Consider the following 20,475-nt stretch of genomic DNA (forward strand, 5'->3'; position numbering starts at 1 on the left):
CCTGCCATATTGATTCTTTACAGGTGTCTGTAAATCTATGGTTAAGCCGCTGCCAGACTTCAGCGGAAAAACCTTAACCAGTAAATCATTTTTTTCTTCAAACCCGGCTTCAGCGGGGCTGGTTAATACTTTTGCCATTATCGTTCCTCCAATTATTTCCAAATGGGATATTCTTAATTTGTCATTTTTATTATAAATCACAATTATTTTTAAATAAAATAAAGAAATTTTATCATCAACCATTTATATTTTTTTATTTATACTTGTTCACATACAATAAAAAATAGTATTTGTATTATTTAATTAATTAATTGTCAGTAATCATATTTTTAAATTTTACATATTTATATATCTTTAATATTATATAATTAGTTTTTTTATTGGATGGAATCTTCATAAAATTAGGAATAGCTATTGGGGAGTGATATTGTGCCACAAGAAAAGAAGAAAAAATGTATTAGCTCTATTTTTACAGTAGGCGTGGTAGTGATATTGTTTTTGATACCACCACCAACTGGTTTAAATTTGGCGGCATGGCGTTTGTTCGCAATTTTTTTAGGTACGGTTGTTGGGTTTATTTTACAGCCTATTGAGTTAGGAACAATAGCCTTAATAGCATTGGTACTGTGTGCTTTGACAGGAGCAATGAAATTTTCACAGGTATTGTCGGCTTTTAGTGGAAATACGGTGTGGCTTATAGTATCAGCATTTTTATTGGCCCGAGCCTTTATTATCACTGGCCTTGGCCGTAGAATTGCATATATGGCAATGCGGGCATTTGGCGACAGCAGCCTCAAACTGGTTTATTCCCTGGCATTGAGTGATGTAATTATTGGACCGGCAATTCCATCTAATTCTGCGCGGGCCGGCGGGCTCATTTTTCCTATTGTTCAAAGTCTTGCTGATGCATTTGGTTCTAAGGCCGGTGAAAATCCGCGCAAAATTGGTGCCTATTTAATGGCTTGTGTATTTCATCTTGATTTAGTCGTATCGGCGTTGTTTCTGACTGCCATGGTAGGAAATCCTATTGCTGTGGCATTGGCAAAAAAAGTTTTAGATGTAGATATTACATGGATAAGCTGGTTTGTAGCGGCATCAGTTCCAGGCATCGCTGCACTCATTATAATTCCATTTGTTTTGTATAAATTGTACCCACCTGAGATAAAAAAGACACCCGAAGCAAAAATTATCGCCAATAAGGCCTTGATAGAAATGGGTCCTATGGGAATGAAAGAAAAAATTCTTTTGTTTGTTTTTGTGATGCTGCTTATTTTATGGGCAACAACGACAATCACTCATTTGGATACAACTTTAATTGCTTTTGTCGGATTGTGTGTACTTTTAATCGGAAGAGTTCTGACATGGAAAGATGTTATAAGTGAAAAAAAGGCATGGGATACATTAATATGGGTCGGCGGTGTAATTGTCATGTCCGATTATTTAAATAAATTAGGATTTATTCCATGGTTTGCAAATATATTAGAAAATCAGATGGTTGGTGTAAGTGCTATGACAGCGGTGATATTATCATTTGTAATATACTTATACAGTCATTACTTTTTTGCTAGTATGTCGGCACATGTAACGGCCATGTATGCTGCATTGATAACATTAGGTGCAGCTGCCGGGGCACCGGCATTTGTTTCTGCTTTTGTTGTGGCTATCGCTGCAAATATTTGTGGTTGTTTAACCCATTTTGGGACAGGACCGGCTCCTGTATATTTTGGAGCAGGATATATTGACCAAAAAACATGGTGGATCATCGGCTTTGGGGTATCGTTATTACATATAGTAATTTGGCTGGGATTAGGCGGTGTTTGGTGGAAATTCCTAGGTTATTGGTAAATCCAGTGTATATGTATCGATATTATATGACAACATAAATAAGCGAAAAGTTACTTTGTTGCAGGCTGCAATCATGATGATAGCGTTTTCAAAATTTTAAAAAGGATTGTTATATGCACCTATTTTCGTTTAGAAATTATGTAATCTTTTATTTCTTTCGTCTAACCTTTAGAAAAGCATAGAAATGGTATGGTTATAGTCGGCATTTTTATGAAATAAATGGTGTTTGTGCAGTTCCTTAGAGTATAGCTGACAATTTTAATCCCTTCCAAATATGCTGAATTATATTTGAAAGGGATTTTCATGTACGAATAAAAAAACGATAATATGCAACCCTCAAAAAAGACTGTCGCACTTTTATATTACCAAATATGCAATATTACGTTCATGGAAAGATGAGGAGCATATAGCTATGGTGAACGGCATCTTTGTGAGATCAAGAATGTTCATGCAATAACGACTGTGGATGTCATTTTGCTATATGCTGTAAGAGCCAAGCCATATTTTCACCAATGACCCGCATATTTTCCAGACCTTCTTTGTCATTTTCTACTTCACCGATTTCTCGTCCGTACACCATATTCCAATAGCTGCCCCCCACTAAAAACATCTGCATATAATGTAAGAAATGATTCATTGTATCGAAAGCATGTGTAGCTCCACCCCTGCGAACTGCCATTACTGCCGCACCGGCTTTGTATTTCAATAATCCACCATTAGCATTAGCTACCATTCCCGCGCGATCTATAAACGCTTTCATTTCAGCAGTAACATCAGAAAAATAAACCGGCGATCCCAATATTATCCCATCTGCTTCAATCAATTTCTGCATGTATTCGTTGAACATATCATCCTGCATGATGCATTTATTGTTTCTCGTTTTGAAACAAGCACCACATCCCGTACAACCGTGCAGTGGTTTACCGGCAAACTGTATTAATTCTGTATTGATGCTATCTTTTTTTAGTTCGTCAAATACCTTTTTAATGATTATTGCTGTATTTCCGTCTTTTCTAGTACTGCCATTTATTCCGACTACTTTCATAAATTTCCCTCCTAAATAAATATTGATATATCAAATTTTCAGCTGATAAGCCCATTATATTAGCAATACTTCCATATGTAAAGTAGTGTAAAAAACATCATATAGTTACCTTAAGTAAAGTATTGTACAACAGATAAAAAAGAGCTTACCACTTTTTTATAATTCTATACCGAAGCGTTTTAGCTCTATAAAAATCTTTTCTAATTTTTTCCCCTTATCAGTAAGTGAATACTCAACCTTAGGCGGAACTTCAGGATATACTTTCCTTTTAACAATATCATTTTTTTCTAATTCACGAAGCCGTAATGAAAGTGTTTTTGGGCTTATCCCTTTCATAGATTTTTGTAAATCTCTGAAGCGCATTGTACCTTCCAACAGTAAATCCCGCACTATTAAAAAAGTCCACTTCGTTCCTATAATGTCCAGTGTTTTTGCTATCGGACACAACTCACCTGGTTGTCCTTTGGTTAATTTTATATCATTTGAAATCTCCATAAAATTACTCCTTGAATTTATTTAAATTAATTTATTTACCTGATAATCTGCTCAATCAGTTTTAAATATAGAATTTATTCCATAAAAATACTGGTTAATAAATAATTTTAAAATATTATCCGCTAATATTAAATTTATACTACTAGATAATTTATCATTTAATATTAATAAATACAATAAGCAATTATTCGATTTGAGCTATTACTTTAGATTCAAACGGAAAAATGAAATTATCACTGCAAGTGATAAAAACACGTACTCCAGTAATTGAAAAACATCAATATAAGCTGATGTACTGTCCTGCAAGCAAAGCACCTGGTGTATTTTTTCCAGAACAGCATATGATATCTCATTTGTATTTAATAAAAATAGTAAATGAATACCATTAATAACCGTGCCTTAAGCTTGATAGATATCCGACAGAATATGTCGTTGGATGTCAAGATAAGATTGTTCTATTTGTTGGCTGTTATCCGAGTAATTTGTTATTAATAATATGCCAAAACTTTCTTCCCAATTTTTTATAAGCGGAATAATAGTTACTACATCATTGCTTTGCTTAAGAGACTCATACTGTGAACCAGTCTATTCTATAAATATGCCATATGATTTTTTCAGTCTTACAAACGCCACATTAATTTCTAATGCTATACTGATATGAATGATGCAAATCTTGCTGTCTAATCCGCAATTTTCATCGTTCAATTATAAAAATAAACTGCAATGCTCATTTTTCATGCACAATTTAAAGAAGCAGACAATATATGAAAAGAGGGGAACTGCCATTGGCAGTTCCCCATATATATCATTTTAAAAGTGAATTTTGTGAATAATTTAAATAAAAGCGCCTGATAAAAATAAAATGGAAACTTTTTGTCTATGATCTGACCAGCAATTTAATAAAATATCTGATTTTTATATAACTATTAATAAATTTTAAATAAACTTATTGACAAAGCTGTCTGGAGTATCTACAATAGATATTCGCAAGGACTTATATCTTACTTACCCCTCAGCCTTTATGGTTAAGGGGTTTTTTTCTACCCTTTAATAGGCAATAGTAAGATTTATATGATTCTTTTCTAATAGTTTTCTGATTTCATCGGAAATTTTGCTGTCGGTCACGACTTTGTCTACTTCTGAAAAACGAAATTGTAAGACTACACCTTGTTTTTGGAATTTGCTGGAATCTGTTAATATTATTACCTGACGGGCTGATTCCGCCATGTTTCGCACAGCTTCCATACGCATCATTTCTCCATTGGTAAAACCTACTTTGGGAATAAAGCCGTCTATGCCAATGAATAATTTATCTACGAAGAATTCACTGGCATACTTTTTCAACAATGGCCCCACCATCGATTGTGTTTCCCGCTGATATTCCCCACCAAGCAGGATAATTCGTATATTACCCCGATCTCTTATATAAGATGCGAGAAAAGCAGAATTGGTCACAATAGTGACGTCTTTTTTTGTTTTGGCAATTTGTTCAGCTAAAAGTGTACAGCTGGAACCAGATTCAACCATTATGGTTTCCCCATCAGCAACCATTTCAGCGGTTTTGGCAGCTATCTTCATTTTGCTTTCGTAATGAATTGCCATTTTATTATTGACGTCATCAGCTTTGTGACATAAAGCATAACCATGTTCTCTGGCTAATAATCCCCGCTCCGCTAGAAGTTCTAAATCCTTACGAATGGTAACTTGTGACACATCAAGTATTTCAGCCAGACGATTAACTTCGATTTTTTTGTATTCATTGACTAAATCTAGAATTTGAGCATGTCTGTCATTCATAAAACAACCTCCTTTTACAAGTATAACATATGCATCTTTCATATGCAAAATAATAATATTTTTGTAATTTTATATTAAAAAGTCGCTTAAAATTAAGCGACTTTTTAAGGGATATAAAACATGCATATAAAATAAAAGGGGAGTGGGATTGATAATGAACAAGGGGATTGTTTAGTTTTAAACGTTATATAAATTAGTTATGAATGACTGTATTTAGATTATATAATATGTATATATAATTGTCAATAGTAATATAATTTACTTTTTAAAATATATGAAAAATATTTTAAAAATAACAATAAGCTTATACTATACTAATAGGCATATATGGACTGGTCGTTAACAAAAGTAATTTATAAGTAACTGGTCACGATAATTATTATCTAGTGTATTGTTAAAATCACATATTCTTTAGTTTAAATAGAGTAATATATGTTACAATATAAAAGATATATTATATTGATGGGGATGTGAACGATATTTTAACAGGAACTGTTGTAAATACGGCAGCGGTCGTTGGCGGCGGACTTGTCGGATTGGTTATAAAAAAGGGATTACCATTGAAATTGCAGGAAATTTTGCTGCAGGCGTTGGGGGTTGCTACGTTATTTATTGGATTGACAGGGGTTTTAAGTAAACAATTGGTTATCAAAAGTGGACAATTACAATCTGATGGTATCATGTTAATGGTAGCATCATTGATTATTGGCACTGTTATTGGTGAGATTGTAGACATCGAGCATGACTTGGGATTGTTGGGGGATAAGGCAAAAAAAATATTGAAGATGGACGAAAATGATAAATTTAGCGAGGCGTTTGTGACAGCTACGGTTGTAATTTGTGTCGGTGCTATGGCAATAATAGGATCATTTGAAGATGGGATAAATGGAAATTCTACTATATTATTTACAAAATCTATATTAGATGGTGTACTTGTTATGATTTTTGCTTCAACTATGGGAAGTGGTGCAGTGTTTTCAGCTGGGCCATTATTTTTGTACCAGGGAGGATTATCATTGGCTGCAGCTTCAATCGCACCTTATCTTACTTCGCAAATGATGAATGGTATGTCTGCCGTTGGTTCAGTTCTAATTTTTGTCATTGGAGTGAATCTCATGCTTGGTAAGATAATTCATATAAGAGTTGGCAATATGTTGCCGGCAATTATAGTTCCATTGTTGTATTATGCTGTAAATTGACAGAAGAGGAGATAATTATATGAATATAGATAGAATAGAACGGGCTGCTGGCAATCACAACAAAGGATATAATTGCGCACAAGCGGTTGCTTGTGCTTTTGTAGATAAAGTTGACATGGATGAGAAATCTTTATTTCGTGTGAGTGAAGCGTTTGGTTTTGGCATGGGGGATAGTTACGGAACATGCGGGGCTCTTTCTGGTGCGGCAATTATCATAGGATTACTTAACAGCAGTGGTAATCTGGATGGACCTTATTCAAAAGCTGATACATATGGGATAGTGCGGAGAATATCACAACTTTTTCGTGAAAAAAACAGTACAACTATTTGTCGTAAATTGAAAGGAATGGATAATAAAAAAGTATTGCGCAGTTGTGATGGTTGTATTGAAGATGTTGTTTCAATTTTGTCAAAAATAGTAAAAGATGTATAGATTATAAACGAAGCCCTGCTACAGTATGATTAATAGACTGTGGCAGGGCTTTAATAATATCATTATTAATGAGATTAATTATTTAGTAGTTGAATACAATGAGTTTTTCTTCTGTTAATTCGCGAATGGCATATTCAGGTCCTTCCCGTCCTATACCGCTGTCCTTTACACCGCCATATGGCATATTATCCATTCGGAATGTTGAACCATCATTTATAATGATACCGCCGGTTTCAATTTTTTCGGCACAAGTATGGGCAATTGCTAATGATTTGGTGAATACACCTGCTTGTAGTCCATAAGTGGAATTGTTTACAGCAGTGATGGCTTCTTCTATATTATCATAAGGTATGATGGAAAATACAGGTGCAAAAGTTTCCTTACAGATTACATCCATATTATCAGTAGTGTCAATTAATATTGTCGGTTCAAAAAAAGTGCCATTGCGTTTGCCGCCGATCAGCAAGTGAGCACCCTTGCTGATGGCGTCTTTTATCCATTTTTCAATGCGAATAGCTTCTTTTTCGGCAATCATCGGGCCGATATCGGTATTTGCGTCGGCAGGATTTCCAACTTTTAAAGTTTTGGTATAATCTACCGCGGCCTGATAGAATTCTTGGTATATATTACGTTGCACATAGACCCGTTGACATGATATGCAGACTTGACCGGCATTGGTAAAAGCATATTTGGCACAAAGCTGAGCTGTTTTTTTAACATCTTCGATATCACCATGAACGATATTGGCTGAATTTGAACCTAGCTCTAAAGCTATTTTCCTAAAGCCGGTATTCTTTTGCAATGCCTTGCCAACAGGAACGCTGCCGGTGAAGGAGAACATTTTTATTCGATTATCTTCAGTAAGCAAGTTACCAATAACTGAACCTTGCCCCATGATAAGATTTAGAAATCCTGCCGGTAAACCGGCATCGGCAAATGCTTCACAGAGTAATGAAGCAGTGAGTGGTGTAGCTGAGGCAGGTTTGTATATGACAGTGTTACCGGCAGCAATAGCCGGACCTATTTTATGGCAGGCAAGATTTACTGGAAAATTAAATGGAGTTATAGCGCAAACTACACCTAATGGCATTCGTTTGGTATAGGCAATGCGATTTTCACATCCAGGTGCTCCTTGTATGGGAACCATTTCACCGGTAAGGCGTTTGGCTTCTTCAGCTGATAAAATTAGTGTTTGATAGGCACGGGCAATTTCACCCATGGCATCTTTTATTGGTTTGCCTGCTTCCAGGGACAGTGTTTCACCAAATTCTCTTTGCCGCTGCATCATGTTAGCGGCAGCCTGCATCAATATTTCATAACGTTTATATGGTGTTAATTTTATTGTATCAAAGGCGTGTTGAGCGGCGTCAACGGCTAGCTTTACTTCTTTTTTCCCGGCAGTGCAGACAGTTGCGATTATTTCACCAGTGGCTTTATTATAGACATTTTGAGTTTCAGCGGTGGATAGTTTTTTACCATTTATAAACAAATCATATGCTTTCATAGATGATCCTCCCTAATAGATTTATATCTAACATGCAATATATATATTATATACATATAAATGATTTTTGTTAACTGGATAAAATGATAATTTATTATAACTTGTAAATTATTCGACTATGTGATACTATTCAAAAGACATCCTTGTACAACCAGATGGCATTCTGAAGGAGCCATACTGTAAGTGAATACGGTACTTTTTATATCTGCTTGGATCCGCAGCGACTAAGACAGAAGGGAGTTTTATATAGTAAAATATGAGTGCGCCTTTCGTTTTTTCGAAAGGCGTTTATTTTAGTTTTGGCAGCAAGTTATTAATTATAGATGGTAAAAGGGAGCATTGGCTATGAAAAATTTGTCTTATAAAGAAAAGTTTGTGCAGATGAATCGTGAAGCTCGTGTTATTTGTATCGTTACGGCTGTTATAATTGCTTTTTGGTGGTTAACAGCCTTTGGCATTAATGAATATATCACATTGTTTTATTTACCATTATGGCTTATTGTCTCGTGTATTGGGACCTATGTTTTGGCTGTCGTTTTACTGATATTTGCTATAAAAAAATTTTTTGTCGATTTTAGTTTAGATGAAGATGCCCCTGAAAAGGAGCAAAATAGTAAATGAATTTTGCAATATTGATACCAGCAAGTATATTTTTTGCCTTATTATTGACAATTGGTTTTTATTTGAAAAACAGAGAACGGCATAATCGCAGTGTTGATTTTTCTAAAGAATATTTTATTGGTGGTCGACGATTGAACGGTTTTGTTTTAGCAATGAGTCTGGTTGCCGGATATAGTTCAGTTAGTTCATTTGTAGGAGGACCAGGCATAGCATGGCAGGTGGGGTTCGCATGGGTGTTATTTGCTTCGGTGCAGATTGTGGCAGCTTATTTGATATTAGGATTATTGGGGAAAAAAATGGCAGTAATTGCCAGAAAGATAGATGCTATTACAATAATAGATTTAATTCGTTTCCGTTATAATTCCAATTTGTTGGCTAATTTATGTGCTTTAGTTATATTAATATTTTTTATTACGCGTATGATAGCTCAATTTATCGGAGGAGCCCAAATTTTTGCTGCGGTAACAGGAATGAATTATACTACAGGGTTGTTATTTTTTGCGGTAGTTGTTGTTGTGTATACATCAATAGGGGGATTCAACACTGTCGCTATAACAGATACGCTTTGTGCGATTATGATGCTGATAGGTATGGCATTTCTCACTTACACAATATTTGACCGCGGTCATGGTCTGGCTGCTATAATGCAGACGATACATAATGTCTCAGGCACAGCCGGTAATGCTGAGATGTTCTCTCCCACCGCCGGCGGGAAAATCCCTGTACCGCTTTTAATCAGTCAGTGGATATTATGTGGTATTGGCACAGTAGGATTACCGCAGTCAGCCGTTCGCTGCATAAGCTATAAGGATACCAGATCAGTGCATCGGGCAATGATAATAGGAACAATTGTATGTGGTGCAATGATGATTGGTATGCCGCTGTTAGGAGTATTGGCACATGGTGTAATAACTGAGCCGCTCAGTGAAATAGGTAAAACAACTGATGCGATAATCCCTATGCTTATTGCAGGTTATATGAATCCATGGCTGGCAGGAATAACGATTATTGGGCCGTTAGCAGCTACGTTATCGACGATATCTTCTTTATTGATTACTGGTTCATCGGCAGTGGTTAAGGATATATATCTTTTTTATGCCAAGGATAAAGACAGTGCAAAAAGTCAAAAAAATATTAGTCGTATTAGTATGACGGTCACTGCTGTAATGGGAATGATTCCGGTTATACTGGCAATAAGTCCGCCAGATGTCATCGTCTGGATAAACTTATTTGCTTTTGGTGGTTTAGAAACAGCATTTTTCTGGATACTGTTATTTGGCTTTTTTTGGCATAAAGCCAATTCACAAGGAGCTGTTTTATCACTTGTTGGTGGATTGGCGGCTTATTGTGTGACAATGGCTTTGGGGATAAAAATAGCTTCATTTCATAATATTGTAATTGGTATCGGTACAGGGTTGATTTTGTTTATTTTGGGAAGCTTGTTGACAAAAGAGCCAACGGATAAGGTAAAACGCATCTTTTTCCCGGAATTGTATTAAGAGATAGAGCTCTGTCACACAAGCAGTATTGTTTTTCAAAGATGCAATCCATTACCATTGTGTGATTTTCTGTACTTTTAAAGGCAGATAAAAGTACAGAAATGTTGTATTTATGAATAAAAATAATTATGTGTAGCAGTCATCTAAATATGATTATGGAATTTCCGGAACAAATAATGCCGGCATTTTATTTATGATATCAGATACTTTTTGTTCTAAGGTTAAAACTTCTTGATGGTTTTTTTCTGCTTTTGCCAGCATGGCAGGTGAATCGTCAGCTATTCCTTGGGCAAAATACTGCCAAGCTTGTATCGTTTTGGCATTGCTCTGCAAACGTAAAATGTGTAAGTGAAGTGCACCGGAAGGGACATCTACATCTTGTAGATAAGCTTCATGTGTTTTATAAGTCGGAATGATTTTGTTTACAATGAAATATTGTATTTGTTGACGTTGTGTTTTACTGATACTGGAGTTTATATTCTTTGTCAGGTTTTGAAACTGTGTTTGTAAACTTTGAAATGCACGGTTGTATTCAGCAGTTTTATCTTTGGTGTCTTTCACATAAGTAACTATATCATTATCACATAAATCACGCACATGGAGTAAATATTCATGATAGTTAATAATTTTGGTAACCTGCCAGGTCCCGGAAGTAGTTTTCTGCAGCAGTAATTCAAGAGTGAAGTCTGTATCAGTGTAACGGTCAGCTACTGTTAATGGTAAAATAAAGTCACCGTTTTCATTTTTTGTGAGTTTGCCAAAACTATGTATTGCCGTATTACGAAGCATTGAACGTTCTACAAGCTCATCATAATCAATACCAAGTTCGCGGCCTTTTAGTACAGAAGTTCCTGTAGGATCGTTCCATACATTATTTTTTAAATAGTCATCAATTATTTTTAAAGTCCCGGAACAAACAGGGGTTTTTATTAATTGATAAAATTGATTAAAAATTTGTTTCACTTTAGGCGGAATATTACTATTATATGTAAATAAATCACCGGTTAAATCGTCATAGCCGCTGGAAACAACGGAGTCTATATCGACGCTGTTAGTCAGCATTACAATATTGTGGTTTTTGTAAGCAAATTTAAGCTGCGCAGCAGTGTACCATGGGGTATACATAAAAAAAATGAATCCTGTATAGCATAGTAAAAAAACAAATGTAAATGTTAAAAAAATTTTATTTTGCATAAATTGATTACGCATTAAATACTTTCTCCTTGTTTGGTAAACATTGCATACGGATGATTTTAAGTTTTTGATGAAGAAATAATATGCCTATTTTAACATAATATGGATAATAACGTAAGGTGTAAGAAATATTACATTATCTGTGTGACAGGAAATTTAATTCATTGATTAAATTGTGATAATATCCTATAATAGTCAGCATATCTATTTTTGGTTAATTGCTGAGGAAGTGGTTAAAAATGAGTGTAATATTAAGTTCGCAGTTGGAGTTATTGGTCAGATTAATAGTAGCCGGTATATGTGGATCATTAATTGGTTATGAAAGGAAAAACAGATTAAAAGAAGCTGGTATCCGCACTCATATGATTGTGGCATTAGGAAGTGCTTTGGTAATGATTGTTTCAAAATATGGGTTTGCCGATGTGTTGCTGCTGCATAATTATATTTTAGATCCATCACGCGTTGCAGCTCAAATAGTCAGCGGAATAGGTTTTCTTGGTGCAGGGATTATTTTTGTTAGAAAACAGGCAATAAGCGGATTAACAACAGCAGCCGGTATTTGGGCCACTGCCGGTATCGGCATGGCTATCGGAGCCAAATTGTATTTTATGGGAATTTCAGCAACTGTATTGATTTTGTTAGTACAAATTATTATGCATAAAAATCTTGGATGGCTCAGTGTTCCTTATTCAGAACAGATTAATATAGAGTTTAGTGAAAATGCTGATGCTATTTCTTTTGTACAAAAAAGATTTGCTGATAATAATATTAAAATTATCAATATTAAAGTTGAAAGAACCAATAAAGGATTTCTTGATGTAGAGTTGTATGTGAAGATGCCTGCTGATTATGATATATCACATTTAATGGATTTGTTTAAAGATAATCCTCACGTGCGTTCTGTTGAATATTGATAAGAAAGGCAGCCCTCCGGCTGTAAACAGACGAGGGACTGCCTTTTGAGGGTTATTTTATTACATCGACGCCCATATATTTACGCAGTGCAGTAGGAATCAGAACACTTCCGTCTGCCTGTTGATAATTTTCTAAAATAGCAGCAACTGTTCTGCCGACGGCAAGCCCTGAACCATTTAGAGTATGTACGTATTCGGGTTTTGCCTTACTATCACGGCGAAAACGTATATTGGCGCGACGAGCCTGATAGTCTTCGACATTAGAGCATGATGAGATCTCCCGGTACATGTTACAGCTTGGCAGCCACACTTCAATATCGTAAGTTTTGGCTGCGGTAAAGCCAATGTCACCGCTGCACAGTGTGACCACATGATAAGGAATTTCTAATAATTCCAAGATATGGGACGCATCGCGTACCATTTTTTCTAATTCGTCATATGAAGTCTCTGGTTTGACGAATTTAATCAATTCAACTTTATTAAATTGATGCTGGCGGATGAGACCTCTTGTATCTCGTCCGGCGGAACCTGCCTCTTCGCGGAAACAAGCAGTGTAAACACAGTAATGTTCGGGTAATTTATCTCCATCTAATATTTCATCCCGATGGTAATTGGTCGCCGGAACTTCTGCGGTAGGGACGAGATAGAGGTCTGCATCCTGAATTTTGAACATATCTTCAGCAAATTTTGGTAACTGACCTGTTCCGGTCATACTGTCCTTGTTTACAATATATGGTGCCAGCATTTCCGTATAGCCATGTTCGTTAGAATGAGTGTCCATCATGAAGCTTATAACGGCCCGTTCCAATCGTGCACCTAACCCCTTATAGAATGTGAAACGTGATTCCGATACTTTGGCAGCTCGTTCAGAGTCAAGAATATCAAGATTTGCACCTATTTCCCAATGAGGTTTTGGTGTAAATTCAAATTGACGCGGCAGTCCCCACCGACGAACTTCCGGATTATCGCTGTCATCTTTGCCGACAGGCACTGCCGGATTTAGCATATTGGGGATATGCAATAAAATATCACGCAGCTTATCTTCAATATCACGCAGCTGACCATCCAGATTACTTATTTTCTCGCCAACCTGGCGCATTTGAATGATAAGCTGATCGGTATTTTCCTTCTTTTTTTTCATTTCACTTATTTGTTTGGAGACATTATTGCGCTGACCTTTTAAGGTTTCTGTTTCACCGATGATTGCACGGCGTTTTTCTTCCAAACTTTTAAAATCGTCAAGTTTCATTGGATTATTACGGTTCTTAAGCATTTCTAAAACCCTATCCATGTTATCCCTGACAAATTTAATATCCAGCATAGTATACCCGTCCTTTATCAATTTATCATAATAGTTGTTAAGATTTATATTTTAAATAAAAACAATTTATGTATTATTTTATCACATTTACGGTGAAAAATGTACGTTTATTTTACTACCGGGAGCAATGAAACTGCCTCCGACCGGTGATTGAGTATCACAGATGCCATTGCCAGATACATTTATTGTTAAATTAAGTGATGCCAAAGCCGCAGTTGCATCGCGTATGGTTTTACCGCGTAAATCCGGAACGGCAACCATTCCTGCCGGAATATTTTTGGCTGCAGTATCATTTTGTACAGCTTTTTTTGCAGAGACAATGGGATTGTTGTCTTTTATCGGAACAGAAGGTTCTATATGGAGATAACGGAAAATTGCTGAGAAAATGTCATGGGCTATTGGCGCGGCAATTTGACCGCCATAATAATTTACCTTATGGGGGTCATCTAATATAACTAATACGACAAATTGAGGGTCTTCGACGGGAGCAAAACCACAAAATGAAGCAATATAGCGTCCTGGTAAATAACCACCGTTTTGCATATCAATTTTTTGGGCAGTACCGGTTTTCCCGGCTATGCGGTAACCTGTCACCGCAGCTTTGCCGCCACCGCCGTCGGCAACAACCTTTTCCAATAGAGAGACCAGTGTTTTGTCAGTAGAAGAATCAATTGTCCGACGGACTTCTTGTGGTTTAGTTTCTTCATAAACCGCACCATCAGAATTATATATGCCTTTTATTATATGGGGATGCATTAAAACGCCGTCATTGGCTATGGCTGCCATAGCAGTGACTATTTGCAACGGAGTAACAGCAATACTTTGGCCTATTGAAGTTGTTGCAATATTGATTTCACTCATATCCTTAGGATTAAATAGTATGCCTTGTTCCTCACCAGGTAATTCGATACCGGTTTTTTTGCCAAAGCCAAATTTTTGGGCGTAATCCATAAGACGTTCTGCCCCAAGCTGCAGTCCCACATGGACAAAGCCAGTATTTATTGATTCTTCAATAACTTTTGTAAAGGTAACAGTTCCAAAACTGTCGTCGCTCCAGTTTTGGATACGGCGGCCATCTACCATTAAATAACCAGGGTCAACAAAGATATCATTTGGTCTGACAATTTTTTCCTGTAAAGCTGCAGCTGCAACAACGGCTTTAAAGGTAGATCCCGGTTCATAGACAAAGGATATTGCTTTATTTTTCCAGTTGGCAGCCGGATAAGCCGTAAAGTTATTAGGATCATATGAAGGTCTTGACGCCATGGCTAAAATATCGGCAGTCTTGGGATCCATAACGATAGCAGTGGCCGCGGCTGGAGCGTACTTGACCATCGCTTCATCTAAGGCTTGCTCAGTGATATATTGTATAGTACTGTCGATTGTCAATTCTACGTTCTTACGAGTGTTTTCCTGTGGTTTAGCTGAGTTGAGCACAGAATCAAGAATTGGACGGGCTAAAGTATCAGTAAATAATGAAGTGTTTATTACCTGCCCTTTAATTACCTTGTCCATGGATTGTTCTATGCCGTCGAGACCGGTGTCATCGGTTCCCACAAATCCCAGAATATTTGCAGCAAGTGTTTTGTTGGGATAGTAGCGTTTGCTTTCATTTTTAAAACCTAAGCAAGTTCCATAGGATTTTGATTTTATGAGTTTTTCCACGGCATCGGATTCGTCAGGTTCCATTTGACGCTTGAGCCATACAAAACCACCGCCAACAGAAATTTTCTGTAAGATGTCAGTTTTAGACATTTTCAGCAGCGGTGATAAATCTTCTGCTAATTGATCCGGATCTTGCACGTGGACCGGGTCTGCATATAGAGATTTAGTGATATTGCTGACGGCCAGCTCCCGGCCATTGCGATCATAAATCGAGCCGCGCGGTAAATGAATTGTATATTGATCTTCGGCTTGATATTGCACTCTGGCGAGCAAATCAGGATGGAGAATTGTCTGTACCCAGATATAGCGTAGTGCCAGCAATACAAAGAGTGCTGCCAGTAATAGTACTATTATGGCAATACGGGACTGAGTTTTTTGCGGATTGGTGGCATTTTTTGTTTCGCTGTATTTAGGCACAGCAGACACTCCTTATAATTATAATTGGACTGATTTGAGATAAAACAGCCAAGCGGCTGTTATGGTTTTACTGTACCAGAAATAATGTGTCATCACCAGGATGGCAGATAAAATTTGCGATCATAACAGGAGAAGCCGTTTTGCGAGGTTCGAACCGCCATTGGTTAACTGCTTCAATCAATGCATCATCAATATCCTCATTGCCGGATGATTTTGATTTAGGGATATTGGCAGAAACTGTGCCGTCAGGAGCGGCCTGATATAAAACTTCTACAGCGATGGATCCTTCTACCGGCAGTACGGAATCAGGCAACTTAACCCTGTTAGTTTTGTTTATTACAACAGGAGGTTTTTCATAACCAAATTGTGATAGATCTTTATTGCGGGTGTCGGTAGTAAGAGTACGATTGCGGTGCGGCCTGTTTTTGTCAGACTTGTTATTTTGAGTACCGGCAGGATTATCATTTTCTGCTGTATCCTGTAGATTGCCCGCGTCCGTCGGAGGTTGCTGCGATATAGTCACAGCAGCCTCCGACGGAAGTGATACTGTTGAATTATTCTGTGACGAGGTACTACCCGCGTCGTCGGAAGCAGATTCATCTTCTGACGATGTGTCTTCATCCATATATACCTCGGTAACAACGGGATCTTCTTGTTCCTCAGCCTGTTGGGCGGGAAGCCATAAGGCTATCTGATACGCGGCAAATAGTAGTATTATTAAATGAAGAAGCAGTGAAATAGCGATTGATATTTGCCAGCGTTTTTTTCCATTCATAATAATGTGGCCCTTTCATTGATAAAATGAATAAGATAAATTCTATAATCTATTATGAACGATACAACAGAAATACACCAATGCAAATGAGAGCGATACCGCTCAATTTGTATAAACCCATACTTTCGCCAAAGTAAAAATATCCGACAAATGCGGCGATGATATAACCTATGCTTAAAAATGGATAGGCATAGCTCACCTCGCTGCGGGACAGTACCATCAACCAAACGACAAAGCTTAATACATAGCAGAGCAATCCTAAATAAATATATACGTTAGTAGCCGCTTTCATTATCATGGTGATGATAGATGGAATATCCACCTGTACAACACCGATGATCGACATGCCTTTTTTTAATACCAGCTGGGCAATAGCGTTTAACAATACACCTGTCAATATAAGTATGAGATTCATGTTTAACCTTCTGACTAAAATTTATTAAAAGGGCCATTTTCCATGATAAAATAATAAAATTACGGAAAGAACAATGGAAAAAAAATATTCACCCGGTGAATCTACGGTAAATAATTTAAAGCCAATTTTCCTATTATGTGAAATAAGAGGAACTTTGCCACATAAGGCATCTTCGATAATGTGCAGCAGCGCTCCTGTCAGAAAAAAAAGGGCAATGAGCGCCACCGGCCAGACTAACGGAGTAATAATGTCAATGCGGTGTAATATTAAAACAGCAGTTATGAGCAGCAGGTATGGTACCGGCCAATGTGTCCAGGTACGGTGTCTTTGGCGCCACTGCCAGTAGGCCTTTTTATTATTGCGCGGTGGACGCCCTTCCAATTTGTCAGGTAAAATACTGCCGGCTGTGCTGTAAAGAGCCAGCAACGGGTCTCCCGTAACGGAATACACGACACTGCCGGTGACTAGCATATGATTTATCCATTTCATAATGCTGTCTCCCCATCCGGGATTTTATAATATTTTATAATAAGTAAAGTTTTCTTCATCTTTTTTACCGCCGAATTTTTCATAAAATTGCTGCGCCGGATCATTCCACACTAAACATTTCCATTCTATTTTACAACAATCAGTATTATTGGCAATAGATGTCAATTCGTTCATCAGGGTTTTTCCGAGTTTATGTCCACGCTGTTTTTCCCGGATAAATAAGTCATCCATATAAATAACTTTTTTGCCTTTAAATGTAGATACCATATAAAAATATGTAAGTAATCCTGCCGGTTCTCCGGTTTCATCGAAAGCAATCAATGCCTGCAGGATGCTTTCTTTAAATAGTTTTTTAATATCCTCCGGTTTTGCCGTACAGATATTTCCCAAGTTTTCGTAAACAGCCAGTTCACGTATTAAAGCAGCAGCAATCCCCCATAATTGTTCATTGTTGGCTTTTTTTATAGTATACAAATAAAATCCCTACTTTTTATTTATTTAAGCAACCTTTATATCTCTGCTTTATTTTACGCAAAAACAATAGCTTCTGCAAGTATTAAGAAATTAAAAAAATACCTTCTGCAGAGCAGTTTTAATATATCTGACTGTACTACAGAAGGATAAATTCGTTTAGAAATGATTATGAGACAGGTTTATTTATTACTAAGCCGGTCAGCAATTGTCCGGCGGACAAAATAAATCATTGCCGCAATACAAACTAAGATACCCAGCCAGCTTGCTGTTGAGCTGAAACTTTTACCAACAAGTGCCAATGGATTATCGCTGCCGCCCGATGTAACAGATACAACTATTATACCGGCAACAATAACGCCAATGATACTTTCTCCGACGATCATACCGGAGGCAAATAGTACACCGCGCCGTTCATGCTGTTCAATATAATCCTTGGCAGCAGTAAGATCCCTATCTTGGGCGCGATTTTTTAAATACTTGTGGACAAAATAAGCTACTATTGCACCGACTACCAGCGGTTCATCAGCAGATGGCGGTAAGTAAATTCCCATACCTACGGCAAGAGGGGGCAGACTCCAAGAAGGGTTTGTCCTATGCAGCAAGCTGTTTATTATTATAGCTGCGATACCAATACCAATGCCCACTTCAATCAAAGTCCAATCAACGTTGTTATTAAAAATTCCTTGGGCAATTGTCGTCATTAAGTTAGCCTGCGGAGCAGCCATTGCCTGGGACGGATCCATGCCTGGCCGTGGAAACGCACCGGTAAAACCGTATGCCTGATATAAAAGATTTAAGACCGGAGCTATGGCGCATGCCCCAAATACACAGCCGATAATAAGAGCAACCTGTTGTTTCCAAGGAGTGGCGCCGACTAATAAACCGGTTTTCAAATCTTGCAGATTATCATTGGAAATGGTAGCTGTAGCAAGGATTATACTCGTGATAAAAATAGCAAAAGCTATGGCGAAACGTTTACCATTGGGATCGGCAAATATTCCTTCGGAAGAGCCGGCTATTAAAATAATTATAGAAGTTATTATAATACCAAGTAATCCAATACCAGATATCGGACTTGATGAAGAGCCGACAAGTCCTGCCATATAGCCGCATGCGGCAGCTACTAAAAAGCTTATGATTAAAACAACGATGGTTCCTAAAATGGTAAATCCAATTGTCGTCCCGCTGGAAAGACCGGCAGCAGCAACAAAAGAATATATGGTAATGAAAAGACCGATTAATACCAAACCAAATACTATGGACATGGCTTTTAATGATAAATCTGTATCCATACGGTGTGTGGACTTTTCAGAAACACTGCGGGACGCATTGGCAATCAATTCTTTTATACCGCTTATTACGGGTTTTAATAAGGTTAAAAAAGTCCATAATGCCGCAATACCGATTGTTCCTGTGCCTATAAATCTGACTTTTGATGACCAGACTGAAGAGGCAAAGCTGACTAAATCCATACCTTCTTTTGGCGGTATAATGGTTGTGAAATAAGGTGTAAAAACACCCCAGGCCAAAATCATGCCGACGAGCATTGCAATACCACCGGCTAAACCAATCAGATAACCTGCACCAAAAAGGGCTAATGAAAGACCGGCAGTCAAATTAAAAACTGCCTTACCAATGGAAAAGGCCCACTGAACGTCACCGGCCAGAAGACGAAAACCTGATGTGCATAAGCTTACACCGCCGGCGATAATGCCACCAAGACCGATTTCCTTCAGACCGCTGTCTGATTGTTCAGCAGCGTTATCGTTGTTATGTGAAGCACTGCCGGCTTTTAATATTTCAGCAGCAGCTTTGCCTTCAGGATAAGCCAAGTCGCTGTGCACGACCATTGCCCTTCTGAGCGGAATACTGAATAAAACACCCAGCACACCACCGCACAAACAAATCATGAAGGTCTGCCACAATGGGAATTCAGTCCAGTAGCCGCTCATTAAAAGGCCTGGAATGATAAAAATGACCGCCGATAAAGTTCCTGCTGCGGAAACTTGTGTTTGTACCATATTATTTTCCAGGATATTTGATTTGGCGAACATTCGCAAGACTGCCATAGAGATAACTGCTGCTGGAATTGATGATGAAAAGGTAAGACCGACTTTAAGGCCGAGATAAACATTCGATGCTGTAAAAATACCTGTTAAAATCATACCTAAGATCATACCGCGAAAAGTAAGCTCGGGTAAATTTACTTCGTTTGCCATTACATCAACCGATTCTTTCATAAAAATCCTCCTATATATAGTATTTTATCGGGATGTGACAAATTAATCAGTAAATAATAATAAATTATAAATACATATATTAATTTATCAATACTTAATAATAATACCCTTTAATATGTGGATTGTAAATATA

General features: G+C 37.3%; 18 protein-coding genes. 6 read left to right on the forward strand and 12 right to left on the reverse strand.

From position 1 onward, the window contains the following. Positions 1–429 precede the first annotated feature (429 nt). Complete coding sequence (locus I6751_RS02715) at positions 430–1,845, forward strand: DASS family sodium-coupled anion symporter (RefSeq protein WP_196591526.1); 1,416 nt, start codon at positions 430–432, stop codon at positions 1,843–1,845. Between the two features lie 469 nt (positions 1,846–2,314). On the opposite strand, the gene I6751_RS02720 is transcribed toward I6751_RS02715, so the two are convergent. The 3 genes from I6751_RS02720 to I6751_RS02730 form a co-directional block, all read right to left on the reverse strand. Continuing rightward, positions 2,315–2,890, reverse strand: a complete 576-nt coding sequence (locus I6751_RS02720; RefSeq protein WP_196591527.1) for a flavodoxin family protein — start codon at positions 2,888–2,890, stop codon at positions 2,315–2,317. 156 nt (positions 2,891–3,046) lie between these two features. Further along, positions 3,047–3,385, reverse strand: a complete 339-nt coding sequence (locus tag I6751_RS02725; RefSeq protein ID WP_182186739.1) for a winged helix-turn-helix transcriptional regulator — start codon at positions 3,383–3,385, stop codon at positions 3,047–3,049. Positions 3,386–4,432: 1,047 nt separating this feature from the next. Beyond that, the gene (locus I6751_RS02730) at positions 4,433–5,182 is read right to left on the reverse strand and encodes a DeoR/GlpR family DNA-binding transcription regulator (RefSeq protein ID WP_196591528.1); all 750 of its coding nucleotides are present in this window, start codon (positions 5,180–5,182) and stop codon (positions 4,433–4,435) included. Between the two features lie 470 nt (positions 5,183–5,652). Between I6751_RS02730 and I6751_RS02735 the strand changes: the two genes are divergently transcribed. Continuing rightward, positions 5,653–6,381 carry a DUF554 domain-containing protein gene (locus I6751_RS02735; RefSeq protein ID WP_196591529.1) on the forward strand — a complete coding sequence of 243 codons (729 nt, stop codon included), beginning with the start codon at positions 5,653–5,655 and terminating at the stop codon, positions 6,379–6,381. A gap of 19 nt (positions 6,382–6,400) precedes the next feature. Next, on the forward strand, positions 6,401–6,814 hold the full coding sequence (locus I6751_RS02740) for a C-GCAxxG-C-C family protein (protein ID WP_196591530.1): 414 nt from the start codon (positions 6,401–6,403) through the stop codon (positions 6,812–6,814). Between the two features lie 82 nt (positions 6,815–6,896). On the opposite strand, the gene I6751_RS02745 is transcribed toward I6751_RS02740, so the two are convergent. After that, entirely contained in the window at positions 6,897–8,318 is a 1,422-nt protein-coding gene (locus tag I6751_RS02745; RefSeq protein ID WP_196591531.1) for an aldehyde dehydrogenase family protein, read from the reverse strand. A gap of 345 nt (positions 8,319–8,663) precedes the next feature. Between I6751_RS02745 and I6751_RS02750 the strand changes: the two genes are divergently transcribed. Both I6751_RS02750 and panF read left to right on the forward strand, forming a co-directional pair. Further along, positions 8,664–8,939, forward strand: coding sequence for a YhdT family protein (locus I6751_RS02750; RefSeq protein ID WP_182186735.1), 276 nt, complete (start codon positions 8,664–8,666; stop codon positions 8,937–8,939). Then, complete coding sequence (gene panF / locus I6751_RS02755; protein ID WP_196591532.1) at positions 8,936–10,438, forward strand: sodium/pantothenate symporter; 1,503 nt, start codon at positions 8,936–8,938, stop codon at positions 10,436–10,438. Before I6751_RS02750 ends, panF begins: the two co-directional genes overlap by 4 nt. Positions 10,439–10,591: 153 nt before the next feature. Here panF and I6751_RS02760 read toward each other — a convergent pair whose 3' ends face one another. Further along, positions 10,592–11,647, reverse strand: a complete 1,056-nt coding sequence (locus I6751_RS02760; RefSeq protein WP_196591533.1) for a hypothetical protein — start codon at positions 11,645–11,647, stop codon at positions 10,592–10,594. Positions 11,648–11,871: 224 nt separating this feature from the next. On the opposite strand from I6751_RS02760, the gene I6751_RS02765 reads away from it, so the two are divergent. Continuing rightward, a complete protein-coding gene (locus I6751_RS02765; RefSeq protein ID WP_182186732.1) occupies positions 11,872–12,546 on the forward strand; it encodes an MgtC/SapB family protein in 675 nt (224 codons plus the stop codon). Between the two features lie 52 nt (positions 12,547–12,598). Here the strand turns inward: I6751_RS02765 and serS are convergent, their stop codons facing one another. From serS to I6751_RS02800, 7 genes are all read right to left on the reverse strand, one after another. After that, positions 12,599–13,867 (reverse strand): serine--tRNA ligase, encoded by a 1,269-nt coding sequence (gene serS / locus I6751_RS02770; protein WP_196591534.1) that lies wholly within the window; start codon positions 13,865–13,867, stop codon positions 12,599–12,601. 87 nt (positions 13,868–13,954) lie between these two features. Then, positions 13,955–15,949, reverse strand: coding sequence for a penicillin-binding protein (locus tag I6751_RS02775; protein ID WP_196591535.1), 1,995 nt, complete (start codon positions 15,947–15,949; stop codon positions 13,955–13,957). Positions 15,950–16,016: 67 nt separating this feature from the next. Then, positions 16,017–16,724 (reverse strand): energy transducer TonB, encoded by a 708-nt coding sequence (locus tag I6751_RS02780; RefSeq protein WP_196591536.1) that lies wholly within the window; start codon positions 16,722–16,724, stop codon positions 16,017–16,019. A gap of 52 nt (positions 16,725–16,776) precedes the next feature. Beyond that, the gene (locus I6751_RS02785; RefSeq protein WP_196591537.1) at positions 16,777–17,139 is read right to left on the reverse strand and encodes an EamA family transporter; all 363 of its coding nucleotides are present in this window, start codon (positions 17,137–17,139) and stop codon (positions 16,777–16,779) included. A gap of 24 nt (positions 17,140–17,163) precedes the next feature. Continuing rightward, positions 17,164–17,628, reverse strand: coding sequence for a metal-dependent hydrolase (locus I6751_RS02790; protein ID WP_196591538.1), 465 nt, complete (start codon positions 17,626–17,628; stop codon positions 17,164–17,166). A gap of 24 nt (positions 17,629–17,652) precedes the next feature. Further along, a complete protein-coding gene (locus I6751_RS02795; protein WP_196591539.1) occupies positions 17,653–18,102 on the reverse strand; it encodes a GNAT family N-acetyltransferase in 450 nt (149 codons plus the stop codon). A 179-nt stretch (positions 18,103–18,281) separates the two neighbouring features. Further along, positions 18,282–20,342, reverse strand: a complete 2,061-nt coding sequence (locus tag I6751_RS02800) for an OPT family oligopeptide transporter (RefSeq protein WP_196591540.1) — start codon at positions 20,340–20,342, stop codon at positions 18,282–18,284. Positions 20,343–20,475: the final 133 nt, after the last annotated feature.

Source organism: Pectinatus frisingensis (genome assembly GCF_015732285.1).
In the GTDB taxonomy this organism is placed as follows: Bacteria; Bacillota; Negativicutes; order Selenomonadales; family Selenomonadaceae; genus Pectinatus; species Pectinatus frisingensis.